The following is a 13,457-nucleotide window of genomic DNA, read 5'->3' as shown; positions in this document are numbered from 1 at the left end:
CACGGCCCGTCCGCCCGCCGTTCGCCGTCCGGCCCCTGGCCGGGGTACGGCCCCGCGGCGGGATTTCTTCCTCATATCGGAAATGTGACGCAAGTCACCGGAGTGATTTCTCTCACGTTTTCCCGGTGATTCTCATCACTGCGGCGGCCGTCGCCACGGTGATATTCCGGAAACCGCCGTGAGAAATACTCGCGACCCCGGGCCGAGCGGCCGGGAAACACGGGCTCCGGGGGCCCAAAAGGCGGGCGGAGATCGCGCCGACGCCGCTCACGGCCACCCCTACCGGCGTGCCCGGCGGCATCCGACCCGATGTTCTATTTGCTCGAACGATCCGTTCACCAGGATCGATCAATCCGGGTGCGGATCGGGTGCCCCCGGCTCAGGAGGCCTGGTTGCGCAGCGGCATGTCGCGGATGATCGCCCAGGTGAGCAGGAGCCCGACGACGAGCACGCCGGCCCCGCCCGCCAGCGGCATCAGCGGCGTGTCGGGCAGGTCGAGGGTGATCCGGCCGAGGATCTTCAGCCAGCCGAGCAGGAACGGCCCCCACGGCTCCACGCCCATCGCCGCGTGCGCGAAGGCGATCATCAGGACGCCGACCGGGACCGACAGCAGCCCGCCGCCGCCGAACCGGTAGAAGGCCGCGCCCATGAACGCGCCCGCCGTGGTCCAGGCGAGGAGCTCGATCAGGTACTCGGCGAACACCAGCGGCACCTGGGTGGGCTCGGTGAACATGTGGGCCCGCTCGAGCACGTGGGGCCAGCCCGCCACGCCGTACAGCACGCTCTCCAGCAGGTAGGAGAGCACGAGCAGGGCGGACAGGAACGGCGCGAACAGCACGATGGTGATCGCGCCCTCGACGCCGAACTGGCGGCGGGTACGGCCGTGCGCCACGTACAGCGGCAGGTACTCGCGGACCAGGGCGACGCCGACGAACAGGGCGTACCAGCGGGGCAGCTGGGCGGCGACCTCCCAGGCGCTGTGGGTGAGCCGGCCCATAAGCCCGAGCACCACGGTGATCAGGGTCACGACCACCCAGAAGGCGGCCCACAGCAGGGCGGCGAACGCGCAGTTCGCGAGCAGGATCCGGAATTTCATGAGGAGGCTCCGTCCTCCGCGGTCAGGTGGATGAACAGGTCCTGCAGGTCGACCGGGCCGAGTTCGAGGCCGGACTCGACGGCCTTGCGGCGCCGGGCGTCGTCGAGCTCGCCGTACACCGTGACGGACTTGGTGGGGCCGAGGGAGCGGCTGCCGAGCACCGTCATGCCGGTGGTGAAGGCGTCCACGGCCGCGGCGGGGCCGGTGATCGAGACGCCCTTGGCGAGCAGGTCGTCCCGCTCCTCGTGCGCGAGCACCCGGCCCCTGTGGAGGATCACGACCTCCTCGAAGAGCGCGCTGACCTCGTCGATCAGGTGCGTGGACATGATGATCGTGCGCGGGTGGGCGAGGTAGTCGGCGAGCACCTGGTCGTAGAAGACCTGCCGGGAGGGGGCGTCGAGGCCGAGGTACGCCTCGTCGAACATGGTGAGCGGCGCCCGCGAGGCGAGGCCGACGATGATGCCCATCGCCGAGCGCTGCCCCTTCGACATGCTCTTGACGCTCTTCTTCAGGTCGATCTTGAACAGCTCGGCGAGCGAGCGCGCGAACTCGCCGTCCCAGTTCGGGCGCAACGCCTCGGCGTACGACAGCGCCTCCTCGCCGGTGCCGATGTCGACGGTCTCGCCCACGTCCCGGATGAGGCTGATCCGCGAGGTGACCCGGCCGTTCTCGAACACCGGCCGCCCGTCGACCCGGACCCGCCCGGAGGTCGGCTTGCGGAACGCGGCGAGCACCGAGAGCAGGCTCGTCTTGCCCGAGCCGTTCCGGCCGAGCAGGCCGTAGATCTTGCCCTCCTCGAGGGTGAGGGTGATGCCGTCGAGGGCGGTGACGTCGCCGTAGCGGAGGACGAGGTCCTCGACTTCGATCTTCACGAGTCCTCCAGCTCCTCGATGCGCCGGATGATGTCGCGCAGGGGGATCCCGGCGGCCTTCGCCTCCGCGACCATCGGGTCCACGACCTCGGTGAAGAAGGTCTCCCGGCGCTTGGCCCTGAGCCTCTCGCGCGCGTCCGGGCTCACGAACATGCCGATCCCTCGCTTCTTGTACAGGACGCCTTCGTCGACCAGCTGCTGGAAGGCCTTGGCCGCCGTGGCCGGGTTGATCCGGTAGTAGGCGGCGTACTGGTTGGTCGACATGACCTTCTCGTCGCCCTTGAGCACCCCGCTCATCACATCGGCTTTGATCCGCTCCGCGATCTGCCGATAGATGGGGCTTCGGTCGTCGAGCATCGCACCTGCTTTATGGGTTCATTACTTATGTAATGAACCATAGAGGTGGTCCGGGAACCCGTCAACGCGTACGGCCGGCCGGACGGGCGGCCGCACGACGAGGAACCGGCGCCGACGATGCCGCAATCGATCGGGTACCCGATGCGATCACCGCTGGTCTCGCCGGGTGGCCGGCATCGCGCGGGTCACCTCTCGCCGCCGCGCTCCGTCAGGGAAGGGGGAAGTCGGTGCCACGCGTCGAAGGGCGGCGCGGGGCAGGCGTGGCGAGACGATTCCGAAAGGGGGGCTCATGGCCGACGTGCCGACGGCGGTGCTCGCGGGAGTGACGGTGGCCTGTGCCGCGGCCAACATGGCGGTGGCCGTGGCGGACTGGCGCAGGGCGGCGTTCGTGCAGGCCAACTCGGCCAAGGTGGGCGTGGCGCCGCGCTGGATCCCCTACCTGGGGGCGCTGAAGATGGCCGGCGCGCTGGGGCTGGTCGCGGGGTTCGTGCTCACCCCGTGGCTGGGCCTCGCCGCCGCGCTGGGGCTGGTGCTGTTCTTCCTCGGCGCCGTGGCCTTCCATGTCCGCGCCCGGGTGCTGCACAACATCGCGTACCCGCTGGCGTACCTCGCTCTCGCGGCGGGCGCGCTCGGGTTCTTCGCGACGCGGGTCGGCTGACGGGGGAAGGCGGGGCGGACGGCGGTGGCGGCGGGCCCGCCGTCCGCGCCGGAGCGGCCGCTCAGGCCGCGACGCACTCGGGGGTCGGATCGGCGAACTGGGTGCGGTACAGCTCGGCGTACCGGCCGCCCGCCGCGAGCAGGGACTCGTGCGTGCCCCGCTCCACGATCCGGCCGTCCTCGACCACGAGGATGAGGTCGGCGGCCCGTACGGTGGACAGCCGGTGCGCGATCACGATCGCGGTGCGGCCGTCGAGGGCCTCGGCGAGCGCCTCCTGCACCGCGGCCTCCGAGGTGGAGTCGAGGTGGGCGGTCGCCTCGTCGAGGATCACCACGCGCGGGCGGGCGAGCAGCAGCCGGGCGATCGACATGCGCTGGCGCTCCCCGCCGGACAGCCGGTAGCCGCGCTCGCCGACCACGGTGTCGAGGCCGTCGGGCAGGCCGCGGACGAGGTCGTCGAGCCGGGCGCGGCGCAGCGCGTCCCACAGCTCCTCCTCGGTCGCCTCCGGCCGGGCGAACAGCAGGTTCTCCCGGATCGTGGCGTGGAACAGGTGGCCGTCCTGGGTCACCATGCCGACGGTCTCGCGGATCGAGGCGAGCCGCAGGTCGCGCACGTCGACGCCGCCGAGCCGTACCGTGCCGGCGTCCGCGTCGTAGAGCCGGGGCACGAGCTGGGCGATCGTCGACTTGCCCGCGCCCGAGGAGCCGACGAGCGCGACCATCCGCCCGGGCTCGACGCGGAACGACACGTCGTGCAGCACCGGCACGCCGCCGCGGGTGTCGAGCACCGCGACCTCCTCCAGGGAGGCGAGGGACACCTTGTCCGCGGACGGGTAGGCGAAGCTCACCCCGTTGAACTCCACCGACACCGGCCCGTCCGGCACCGGCACGGCGTCCTCCCGCTCGGTGATCAGCGGCTCCAGGTCGAGCACCTCGAAGACCCGCTCGAAGCTCACCAGCGCGCTCATCACCTCGACCCGCGCCCCGGCGAGCGCGGTGAGCGGGGCGTACAGGCGGGTGAGCAGCAGGGCGAGCGCAACCACCGCGCCCGCGTCGAGCGCGCCCGCGAGGGCGAAGTAGCCGCCGAGGCCGTACACCAGGGCGAGGGCGAGCGCGGAGACGAGCGTGAGCAGGTGCACGAACACCGACCGGTTCATCGCGGTGCGCACCCCGATGTCCCGCACCCGGCGGGCCCGGACCGCGAACTCGGCCGACTCCCGCTCCGGGCGGCCGAACAGCTTCACCAGCGTCGCGCCCGGCGCGGAGAAGCGCTCGGTCATCTGGGTGCCCATCGCCGCGTTGTGGTCGGCCGACTCCCGCTGCAGCCGGGCGAGCCGGGCGCCCATGCGCCGGGCCGGGATCATGAACGCCGGGAGCAGCAGCAGCGCGAGCAACGTGATCGGCCAGGAGATGCCGAGCATCACCACGAGGGTGAGCCCGAGCGTCACCAGGTTGCCGACCACGCCGGACAGCGTGTCGCTGAACGCCCGCTGGGCGCCGATCACGTCGTTGTTCAACCGGCTCACCAGCGCGCCGGTGCGGGTCCGGGTGAAGAACGCGACCGGCATGCGCTGCACGTGGTCGAAGACCGCGCGGCGCAGGTCGAGGATGAGGTTCTCCCCGATGCTCGCCGACAGGTAACGGGTGAGCAGGCCGAGCCCGGTCTCCACCAGCGCGATCACCGCGATCAGTACGGCGAGCCCGGCCACGGTGTCCACCGGCTCGGCGTGCACGATCGCGTCGACCACCCGCCCGGCGAGCAGCGGCGTGGCCACCCCCAGCACCGACCCGGCCGTGCTCAACGCCACGAACCACGCGAGCAGCCCGCGGTGCGGCCGGACGAAGTGGGCGATGCGCCGTAACGTCGCCCGGGAGAACGGGCGTTTCTCCCTCGTCGCGTGCGTGGCCGTGTACAGCTGGTGCCAGGCCGTCATCTCCATGCTCATCACGATCACCACACAGGTCGTACGCCGCGCGAACGGGCGGTTCCGGAGGGTACGCAGCGAGCCTAGGAACTCAACCTTGGTTGAGGTCAAAGTGTTTTCCGGGGGGAGCGGCGGGGGCGGGCTTGGGCCGCGCGTTACCCCGGCGGCGCGCGGGTACGGGGGCGGGCTCGGGCGCGTCAAGACCGATCACGTCCGGCGGCCGCCCGGGACACACTGGGAAAGATCGCGAAAGTGAGGCGTGCCGGAGGAACATCGGACGAACGGGGGCTGGGCGAGCCCGGCAGGAGCGGGACGGGGGCGAACGGACCGCACGGAACGGCCTCGCGCGGGGCGGCGGCGGACGGAGTGCACGTCCGGCCCGAACCGCAGGCGGCCACGGCACCGGGCCGGGCGGCCGAGGCGGAGCGCGCCGACCGTCCGGTACGGCGCGGCCCCGGCCCGGCCCGGCGGGTCGCGGGCCACCCGGCCGCGCCCCTCGGCGTGGTCGCGCTCCTCTTCGGCGCCCTGCAGCTCGTCATGGGGCTGCACCGCCTGCCCTGGGGCTGGGACGAGATCGTCTACCTCAGCCAGGTGAGCGCGCTGCCGGACGCCGACTTCAGCGCGCCCCGGGCGCGCGGCATCACCTGGCTCGCGGCGCCGGTTGCCTGGCTCACCGCGGAGCCGGTTCCGGTGCGGCTGTGGATGACCGCGCTCGCCACGGCCGGGCTGTTCCTCTGCTACCTGCCCTGGCTGCGGGTGCTGCGGGCACCCGGGCGCTCGCTGATCGTCGCCGGGGCCGCGCTGCTGCTCGCCGGGCTGTGGGTGGTGCGGTTCTACTTCGCGGCGGTCATGCCGAACCTGTACGTGGCGTACGGCGCGGTGGCCGCCACCGGGTTCCTCCTGCTCGCCGCGCGCACGCCCCGGCCGCGGGGCGCCTGCGCCGGGCTCGCGCTGAGCCTCGCCGCGGTGGCCGCGATCCGGCCCGGGGACGCGCTGTGGCTCGCGGCCGCGCTCGGCATCGCCTGGCTCGCGGTACGGCCGTGGCGGCGCCCGGCGATCGCGGTCGCGGTCGTGGCCGGGTCGGCCGCGGGCGCGGCCCCGTGGGTGATCGAGGCGTACACCCGGTTCGGCGGGCTGCTCGCCCGGATCGAGGGGGCGAGCGAGATCCAGGGGCGGCTGCGGCCCACGGTGGGGTTCTGGTACGAGTTCAAGGCACTGCACGGGCCGCTGCTGTGCCGGCCCTGCACCGTGGACCTGAAGTACCCGATCCTGTCGGTCTGGTGGCTCGCCATCCCGTTCGCGGTGGCGGGCGCGCTGTGGCTGGCCCGCCGTACCGCCGACCTCGGGCCGCACGCGCTCGCGACCGGGGCCGCGGCGGCGCTCGCCGCGCAGTACCTGTTCCTCGTCGGGTACGCCGCGCCGCGCTTCCTCATCCCCGCGTACGCGCTGCTCGCGCTGCCGGTCGCGTACCTGCTGACGTGGACGGCGCGGCGGAGCATCGCATGGCGGGCGGCCGTGGTGGCCGCCCTCGCCCTCTTCCTCGTGGTGCACCACCTCGTGCTCGTGGTGCGGGCGAACGGGATCGCGCAGCTGCGCGCGGGCGAGCTGGCCACGGGCCGGGCGATCAACGCGCTCGGGGTGCGCCCGCCCTGCCGGGTCGGCGGGCCCGGCGCGTCGCTGCCGCTCGCGTACGCCGCGGGCTGCCGGTACGCGACCCGGCGGCCCACGCCGCCGCTGCGCGGGGACGACGTCGCCTACCTCACCCGGGGCCGCGGGAGGCCCACCGCCGACTACGCGGGCTGGCGGCCGCACCGGGTGCCCGTGCCGGGCCGGGCCGACTGGGTCATCTGGCTGCCGCCGCGCTGAACTTCGCCACACGAAGCAGCACAACAAGTCATAAACGGTATAAGGCGCACATACCGGAATTCTTTCGGGTACGTATGGCCGTAGGAGCAGCGGAGTAGCCGAGGGAGATCACCCGATGTCCACCATCGTCATCGTCGACGCAGGCAACGGGCTCGGACTGCAGATCGCCAAGGTCTTCGGCCACAAGGGGTTCAATGTGGCGCTGATCGGGCGGGACGCATCCAAGCTGGATGACCTGACCGCCCGGCTCGGTGCGGAGCACGTCACCGCCGCCGGATTCCCCGCCGACGTGCTCGACCCGGCCGCTGCGCGCGCCGCCCTCGAGCAGGTCACCGATCGCTTCGGCGAGATCGAGGTCCTGGAGTACTCCGCGATCGCGCATCCGCCCGCCCCGGACGCGCCGGCGGTCGGAGCCACCGACGTCACCCTGGAGGCGCTCCGGCCCCACCTCGACCGCTGCCTCGGCGCCGCGATCAACGTAGTGCGCCCGGTGCTCCCCCGCATGATCGAGCGGGACAACGGGACGCTGATCTTCACCACCGGGCTGTCGTCCCTCCACCCCGTCCCCGGCCTCGCCGTTCCCGGCATCGCCGCGGCCGGGCTGCGGAGCTGGGTGCACAGCCTGCACGCCGAGCTGATCGGCACCGGGGTGCACGCCGCGCACATCGCGCTCGGCACCCCCGTGCCCCCGGCGCACGCGGACGCGATCGCGGCGCTCTACTGGGACGTGCACACCAACCGCGACCAAGTCGAGCTCGTGCTCACCTAGCGCGGGCGCAGCGGGCGGGCCGGGTTCGCCGCCGCGCGGGCCGGCCGTACCCGCGCGCCCGCATAGGCCGTCGCTCCCCGGGCAGTCGGAGGGTGCCTCCGGCGGACGCCGGAGACGACGGTGAGGTGAGAGCGATGGTAGTGCTGGGCATCCTGATGATCCTGCTCGCGATCGCGGCGGCGATCGCGGTCCTGGTGAACGAGCCCGCCACGGCCACGACGATCACGGTGTTCGGCCGGCCCTTCGAGGTGTCGACCACCCAGATGTTCGTCCTGGGCGTGATCACGACCGCGCTGTTCCTGATCGGCCTCGCGCTGCTGCTCAACGGCCTGCGGCGCGCCGGGGCGCGACGGAAGGAGCTGCGGTACGCACGGCTGGAGGGCCGCGACCGGCTCGCCCGGCTCGAGGAGGAGAACCGCGACCTGCAGCGCCGTCTGCAGGGCGGCGCCCCGTCCCGCGAGGCGTCCTCCCGCGAGGCCCCGCCGACCGGCCGCCGGGCCGCCGCCGAGGAGCCGGTACGGCGTGCCGAGCCCGCGGCGCCGGCCGAGGAGCGGGCGGGCGCGTCCCGCGAGGGCGGGTACGCCGAGGACCGGCCCGGGTACGCGGCCGGCCGGGGCGCGGAGCACACCGAGCCGGCGCAGCACCGCGGGTTCATCGACCGGCTGGTCTCGATCGGCCGTCACCGCGAGGGCACCCCGCGGCGCTGACCGGCCGGCGACCGGCGCGGAGGGCGCCCGCTACGGCCGGGCGCCCACGCCCGGGCGCAGGCCCGGCCGCTTGGTCGCCTCGAGCGGCGGCGTGGCGCCGCCGGAGCCCGTGGTCAGGCCCTCGATCAGCTCCCGCAGCGCGTCCAGGCCGGAGTGCCGCGGGGTCCAGCCGAGCTCGCTGCGGGCCCGGGCGACGTCGAGCAGCGGCAGGTGCAGCGCCATGTCGAGCATGTGGTGCGACGCGGGCACGAGCCGGGCGCCCCAGGCCGCGGCGAGCACGCCCCGGGCCACCGGGCGCGGCACCGGAACCAGCCGGGCGCCGAGCAGCCGGGCCATGTCGCTCATGTGGATCACCGGGTCGGCGGCGAGGTTGAACGCCCCGGCCACGTCCCGGGTCACCGCGAGGCGGTAGGCCTCCCCGGCGTCGTCGGAGTGCAGCGCCTGGAACCGCAGGCCCGGGATGTCCGGCACGACCGGGATCCGGCCGGGCCGTACCAGGCGGCGCGGCACCAGCGGGCCGCCGAACAGCCGCATCTGCTCGGCCGCGGACGCCCGCTTGAACATGAAGCCCGGGCGCATGCGCACCACGCGCACGCCGCCGTGGTCCCGCTCGAAGATGTCGAGCAGCCGCTCCACGTACGCCTTCTCCACCGCGTACGACGCGGTCGGCCAGCCGTTCGTCGGCCAGTCCTCGGTCACCGGCCGGTCGTCCTGCGGCCGGGGCGAGTAGGCGCCCACCGACGAGGAGTACACCAGCGCGGGCACCTTCGCCCGGGCGACCGCGTCGAGCACCCGCGAGGTGCCGGTGACGTTCGTCCGCCAGGTGACGCGCGGGTTGTGGGTCGGCTGGAACAGCCAGGCGAGGTGCACGACCGCGTCCGCGCCCGCGAACAGCGGGGCGAGGTCGTCGACGGCCACGTCCGCGGTGGCCCACTCGGTCTTGTCCGGATGCCAGTCCGGGCGGCGGCGGGCGACGCCGAGGATCGACGTCACCGCCGGGTCGGCCGCGAGCGCGCTGATCACGCTCGTGCCGATGTTGCCCGTGCCTCCAACGACGACTACACGCATACGCGCACGCTGCCCCGGGCCCCCGCGATCCAAACTCGCGGTCAGCGGCCCGCCGCGCCCCGCCGTACCGCCTGGGCCGGGCTCGGCGACAGGTAGGCGGTGCCGCCCTCGCGCCGGGCCTCGATCGCCGTGCGCAGGCGGTGCACGAGGTAGGGCGGCATCATCCGGTCGGCCTCGTCCGGGGTGAAGAACCCGAAGCCGTCGAGCTCCTCCTCCTGGAGGACGATGCTCCCCGCATCGTGGACCACCCCGCAGTCGAACAGGAAGTGCACCAGCGGGTACGGCCGCCGCGGCAGCACCGGGACCCAGTGCACGACGAGCAGCCGCCCGACCGGCGGGGTGATGCCGAGCTCCTCGCGGATCTCGCGGGCGCAGGCGGCCTCCGGGGTCTCCCCCGCGTCGACGTGGCCGCCGGGCCAGCCCCAGTGGTCGACGTAGTTCGGTTTCACCAGCAGCACGCGGCCGGACGGGTCGGTGAGAAACGCGCCGGTGCCCACCAGAACCTTGTCGAGTCCCGCATAGTACGCGTCCGTATCCGAAAAGCGGCCGTCACGCGAATCATTCCCCCGTGCGTCATCCGCCATAGGGCAGACGCTAACGCACAGCGGGCGCACATGCCCGGTGCGGCGATGTCCGAATGCGGCGCGCCGTCCCTGGTCAGCCGGCGCGCCGGGCCCGTTTCCCCGCCGGAACGCCGAGCGGCGGATGCGGGGCCATCCGCCGCGGAAGGAGTTTCCCTCCGCCGATTGAACGACGCCACCGCCCGTCGCTCCTTCGCGCGAAGGACGGCGCAAATGGCTTTTCCGGCCGATGCTCCGGCCGCATTCCGCTTTCTACCGTCACAGAAAAAACACGGAGAGGAGCGGAATGAGGCGACCCAGGAACCTCGCCGCGACGATCGGCGGATGGAGCGCCCGCCACCGCTGGGCCGCGATCCTCGTCTGGATCGCGTTCGTCGCGGTGGCGACCGTGGCCGGCAACGCCGTCGGCACCGTGGGGATGCGGCCCTACGAGGGCCTCAACGGCGACTCGCGGGCGGCCGAGGAGATCCTCGACGGGGCCGGGTTCCCCGAGGTGACCGCCGAGACCGTGCTGGTGCAGCGCCGGGACGACCGGCTCACCGTGGACGACGAGCGGTTCCGCGCCGCCGTGGACGCGGTACGGCGGGCCGTGCTCGCCACCGGCGAGGCGGAGAACGTGCGCACGCCGTACGACACCCCGCCCGCCCCGGTCACCGCCGACCGCGGCACCGCCCTGGTGCAGTTCACCATGAAGGGGGACGCGCGGACCGCGGCGGACCGGGTGGGACGCGTGCTCGACGCGGTCGCGGACGTGCAGCGGCGGTTCCCGGACCTGCGCGTCGCGCAGGCGGGCGCGGCGAGCGCCGAGCGGACCTTCGGCGAGGTGATCGACGAGGACTTCGTCCGCGCCGAGCGGCTGTCGCTGCCGATCACCTTCGGCATCCTGCTCGCCGCGTTCGGCGCGCTGCTCGCCGCGGCGGTGCCGGTGGCCCTCGCGATGACCGCGATCTTCGCGGCGACCGGGCTGCTCGCGTTCACCGGCCGGCTGCTGCCCGTGGACGACATGACGCCGAACCTCATGCTGCTCATCGGGCTCGCCGTCGGCGTCGACTACTCGCTCTTCTACATCATGCGCGAGCGCGAGGAGCGGGCGAAGGGCCGCGGCCGGGAGCGGGCGATCGAGATCGCCGCGGCCACCTCCGGCCGTGCCGTACTCGTGTCCGGGGTCACCGTGATGGTGGCGATGGCGGGCCTGTTCGTCACCGGCAACGGCCTGTTCATGGGGTTCGCCGAGGGCACGATCCTCGTCGTGCTCACCGCGGTGATCGGCTCGCTCACCGTGCTGCCCGCGCTGCTGTCGCTCATCGGCGACCGGATCGACGCCCGCGTGGGGCACGGCACGGTACGGCTGCTCACCCGCGGCCGGGTCACCTGGCCCCGGCTGCTCGGGGTGCGCGGCGGGGAGAGCCGGCTGTGGCGGGCGATCCTCGGCCCGGTCCTGCGCCACCCCGCGATCGCCGCCACGCTGTCCGCCGGGCTGCTCGTCGCGCTCGCCGTACCCGCGCTCGGCCTGCGCATCGGGCCGCAGGGCATCGACGAGCTGCAGGGCGAGCAGGCGATCGTGGACACGTTCCGGCGCATCGAGGCGGCCTTCCCCGGCGGCGCCGAGCCCGCGGTCGTGGTGGTGAAGGCGCGTGACGTCACCGCGCCCGAGGTGACCGCGGCGGTGGACGAGTTCCGGCGGCGGGCGCTCGCCACCGGCGCGTTCCGCGAGCCGATCGTGGCGGAGGTCAACCCGGACCGCACCGTGGCGAGGATCACCGTGGGGATCGGCGGCGACGGCGGCGACGAGACCGCCCGGCGCGCGGTCCGCACCCTGCGCGAGGACCTGCTCCCCGGCACGCTCGGCAGGGTCGGCGAGGCGCACGTCACCGGCGACGCGGCCGCGTGGCTCGACTTCAACGACCGGCTCGCCGTGTCGATCCCGCTGGTGTTCGCGTTCGTGCTGCTGCTCGCCTTCGTGCTGCTGCTCGCCGCGTTCCGGTCGATCGTCGTCGCGGTGAAGGCGATCGTCCTCAACCTGCTGTCGGTGGGGGCGGCGTACGGCGTGCTCGTGCTCGTCTTCCAGAAGGGGTACGGCGAGGGCCTGCTCGGCTTCACCTCATCCGGGGTGATCACGAACTGGGTGCCGCTGTTTCTGTTCGTGATCCTCTTCGGGCTGTCGATGGACTACCACGTGTTCATCCTCAGCCGGATCCGGGAGGCGTACGACCGGGGCATGCGCAACGAGGACGCGGTCGCGCACGGCATCGTGTCCACCGCGGGCGTGGTGACGAGCGCCGCGCTGATCATGGTGGCGGTGTTCGCGACCTTCGCCACGCTCTCGCTGCTCACCTTCATGCAGATGGGCCTCGGGCTCGCGGTGGCGATCCTGCTCGACGCCACGATCGTGCGTGCGGTGCTGCTCCCGGCCACGATGAAGCTGCTCGGCGACTGGAACTGGTACCTGCCGCGCCCGCTGCGCCGGCTGCCGCGGCTCCACCACGGCGGCGACGACGATGAGGAGCCCGCGGACCGGCCGCTCGGCGTGGCCGGTCCCCGGTGACCGGGCGCCCGTCCCGGCCGGTCCCGCCCCCGGCCGGGCGGCGCTCCCCCGCGGCGGGCGGGCGTGGTCCGGGCCGGGCCGTACCCGGCGGGATGATGGGGGTGTGCTCCAGGACGTCATCGACCACCTCGCCTGCCCGGTCTGCCGGGACGGGCTCGGCCTCGCCGAGCGGACCGTGCGCTGCCCGAACGGCCACGCCTTCGACGTGGCCCGGCAGGGGTACGTGAGCCTGCTCGCCGGGTCGCGCGGCGCGGGCACGGCCGACACGCCGGAGATGGTCGCCGCCCGGGAGCGCTTCCTCGCCGCGGGGCACTACGCCCCGCTCGCCGCGCGGGTCGCCGGCCTCGCCGCCGAGCTCGCCGGGGACGCGCCCGGGCTCGTCGTGGACGCCGGGGCGGGCACCGGGTACCTGCTCGCCCGGGTGCTCGACGCGCTCGCGCCGGACGCCGCCGGGATCGCGCTCGACATCTCCAAGCACGCGATCCGGCGGGCCGCGCGGGCGCACCCGCGGATCGGCGCGGTGGTCGCCGACGTGTGGCGCCCGCTGCCGGTGCGGGACGGCCGCGCCGCGCTGGTGACGAACGTGTTCGCGCCGCGCAACGGGCCGGAGTTCGCCCGGGTGCTCGCGCCCGGCGGCGCGCTGCTCGTGGTGACCCCGGGCCCCGGCCATCTCGGCGGGCTCGTCGACGCGCTCGGGCTGCTCAGCGTCGACCAGGAGAAGGAGCGCAGGCTCGCGGCATCGCTTTCCCGATTTTTCACAATAATTACAGAGGTAACCGAGGAGATCTCGCTCACCCTCGACCACGACGCGGTCGAGGCGATGGTACGCATGGGACCCAGCGCCCACCACGTCGACCCGGCCGCGCTCCGGCGCCGGATCGGAGATCTGCCGGATCCGAGTGTCGTGCCGGGATTGTTCCGAATCACTATTTGGAAACCGAATCGGGGAATTTAGGGCGGTACCCTTTATCACATCCGCCATGACACAGCGTCCGGAACCGCGGATTAGCGGGAA

The 13,457-nt window shown here is 73.6% G+C and carries 12 protein-coding genes; 6 read left to right on the top strand and 6 right to left on the bottom strand.

The window, feature by feature from the left end; translation table 11 throughout:
• Positions 1–379 precede the first annotated feature (379 nt).
• The 3 genes from FHX40_RS23965 to FHX40_RS23955 are packed head-to-tail and all read right to left on the bottom strand — an operon-like array spanning position 380 to position 2,324.
• Positions 380–1,096, bottom strand: a complete 717-nt coding sequence (locus FHX40_RS23965; protein ID WP_142262225.1) for a hypothetical protein — start codon at positions 1,094–1,096, stop codon at positions 380–382.
• The gene (locus FHX40_RS23960; protein WP_142262224.1) at positions 1,093–1,968 is read right to left on the bottom strand and encodes an ABC transporter ATP-binding protein; all 876 of its coding nucleotides are present in this window, start codon (positions 1,966–1,968) and stop codon (positions 1,093–1,095) included. The genes FHX40_RS23965 and FHX40_RS23960 overlap by 4 nt, the downstream gene beginning before the upstream one ends.
• Positions 1,965–2,324, bottom strand: coding sequence for a GntR family transcriptional regulator (locus tag FHX40_RS23955; protein ID WP_142262223.1), 360 nt, complete (start codon positions 2,322–2,324; stop codon positions 1,965–1,967). Before FHX40_RS23955 ends, FHX40_RS23960 begins: the two co-directional genes overlap by 4 nt.
• Positions 2,325–2,613: 289 nt before the next feature.
• Between FHX40_RS23955 and FHX40_RS23950 the strand changes: the two genes are divergently transcribed.
• Positions 2,614–2,982, top strand: a complete 369-nt coding sequence (locus FHX40_RS23950; RefSeq protein WP_142262222.1) for a DoxX family protein — start codon at positions 2,614–2,616, stop codon at positions 2,980–2,982.
• Between the two features lie 61 nt (positions 2,983–3,043).
• Here the strand turns inward: FHX40_RS23950 and FHX40_RS23945 are convergent, their stop codons facing one another.
• The gene (locus FHX40_RS23945) at positions 3,044–4,927 is read right to left on the bottom strand and encodes an ABC transporter ATP-binding protein (protein WP_142262221.1); all 1,884 of its coding nucleotides are present in this window, start codon (positions 4,925–4,927) and stop codon (positions 3,044–3,046) included.
• Positions 4,928–5,272: 345 nt separating this feature from the next.
• Between FHX40_RS23945 and FHX40_RS23940 the strand changes: the two genes are divergently transcribed.
• The 3 genes from FHX40_RS23940 to FHX40_RS23930 all read left to right on the top strand — a co-directional run bounded on the left by FHX40_RS23940 (position 5,273) and on the right by FHX40_RS23930 (position 8,248).
• The gene (locus FHX40_RS23940) at positions 5,273–6,772 is read left to right on the top strand and encodes a hypothetical protein (RefSeq protein WP_142262220.1); all 1,500 of its coding nucleotides are present in this window, start codon (positions 5,273–5,275) and stop codon (positions 6,770–6,772) included.
• A gap of 115 nt (positions 6,773–6,887) precedes the next feature.
• Positions 6,888–7,541, top strand: coding sequence for an SDR family NAD(P)-dependent oxidoreductase (locus tag FHX40_RS23935; protein ID WP_142262219.1), 654 nt, complete (start codon positions 6,888–6,890; stop codon positions 7,539–7,541).
• Positions 7,542–7,675: 134 nt separating this feature from the next.
• A complete protein-coding gene (locus tag FHX40_RS23930) occupies positions 7,676–8,248 on the top strand; it encodes a hypothetical protein (RefSeq protein WP_142262218.1) in 573 nt (190 codons plus the stop codon).
• Between the two features lie 30 nt (positions 8,249–8,278).
• On the opposite strand, the gene FHX40_RS23925 is transcribed toward FHX40_RS23930, so the two are convergent.
• Both FHX40_RS23925 and FHX40_RS23920 read right to left on the bottom strand, forming a co-directional pair.
• Entirely contained in the window at positions 8,279–9,316 is a 1,038-nt protein-coding gene (locus tag FHX40_RS23925; RefSeq protein ID WP_142262217.1) for an NAD-dependent epimerase/dehydratase family protein, read from the bottom strand.
• A 41-nt stretch (positions 9,317–9,357) separates the two neighbouring features.
• The gene (locus FHX40_RS23920) at positions 9,358–9,813 is read right to left on the bottom strand and encodes an NUDIX domain-containing protein (RefSeq protein WP_189136153.1); all 456 of its coding nucleotides are present in this window, start codon (positions 9,811–9,813) and stop codon (positions 9,358–9,360) included.
• Positions 9,814–10,183: 370 nt separating this feature from the next.
• On the opposite strand from FHX40_RS23920, the gene FHX40_RS23915 reads away from it, so the two are divergent.
• Positions 10,184–12,442, top strand: a complete 2,259-nt coding sequence (locus FHX40_RS23915; protein WP_142262215.1) for an MMPL family transporter — start codon at positions 10,184–10,186, stop codon at positions 12,440–12,442.
• Positions 12,443–12,545: 103 nt separating this feature from the next.
• A complete protein-coding gene (locus tag FHX40_RS23910) occupies positions 12,546–13,397 on the top strand; it encodes a putative RNA methyltransferase (protein WP_142262214.1) in 852 nt (283 codons plus the stop codon).
• Positions 13,398–13,457 lie beyond the last annotated feature (60 nt).

This window comes from Thermopolyspora flexuosa (assembly GCF_006716785.1).
In the GTDB taxonomy this organism is placed as follows: Bacteria; Actinomycetota; Actinomycetes; order Streptosporangiales; family Streptosporangiaceae; genus Thermopolyspora; species Thermopolyspora flexuosa.
This window is presented reverse-complemented; position numbering and strand designations above follow the sequence as displayed.

Excerpts from the sequence above, each read along its gene's own strand:
- FHX40_RS23965 (WP_142262225.1), bottom strand. The coding sequence starts at position 1,096 with ATGAAATTCCGGATCCTGCTCGCGAACTGCGCGTTCGCCGCCCTGCTG.
- FHX40_RS23955 (WP_142262223.1), bottom strand. The coding sequence starts at position 2,324 with ATGCTCGACGACCGAAGCCCCATCTATCGGCAGATCGCGGAGCGGATC.
- FHX40_RS23950 (WP_142262222.1), top strand. The coding sequence starts at position 2,614 with ATGGCCGACGTGCCGACGGCGGTGCTCGCGGGAGTGACGGTGGCCTGT.
- FHX40_RS23945 (WP_142262221.1), bottom strand. The coding sequence starts at position 4,927 with ATGAGCATGGAGATGACGGCCTGGCACCAGCTGTACACGGCCACGCAC.
- FHX40_RS23935 (WP_142262219.1), top strand. The coding sequence starts at position 6,888 with ATGTCCACCATCGTCATCGTCGACGCAGGCAACGGGCTCGGACTGCAG.
- FHX40_RS23930 (WP_142262218.1), top strand. The coding sequence starts at position 7,676 with ATGGTAGTGCTGGGCATCCTGATGATCCTGCTCGCGATCGCGGCGGCG.
- FHX40_RS23925 (WP_142262217.1), bottom strand. The coding sequence starts at position 9,316 with ATGCGTGTAGTCGTCGTTGGAGGCACGGGCAACATCGGCACGAGCGTG.
- FHX40_RS23915 (WP_142262215.1), top strand. The coding sequence starts at position 10,184 with ATGAGGCGACCCAGGAACCTCGCCGCGACGATCGGCGGATGGAGCGCC.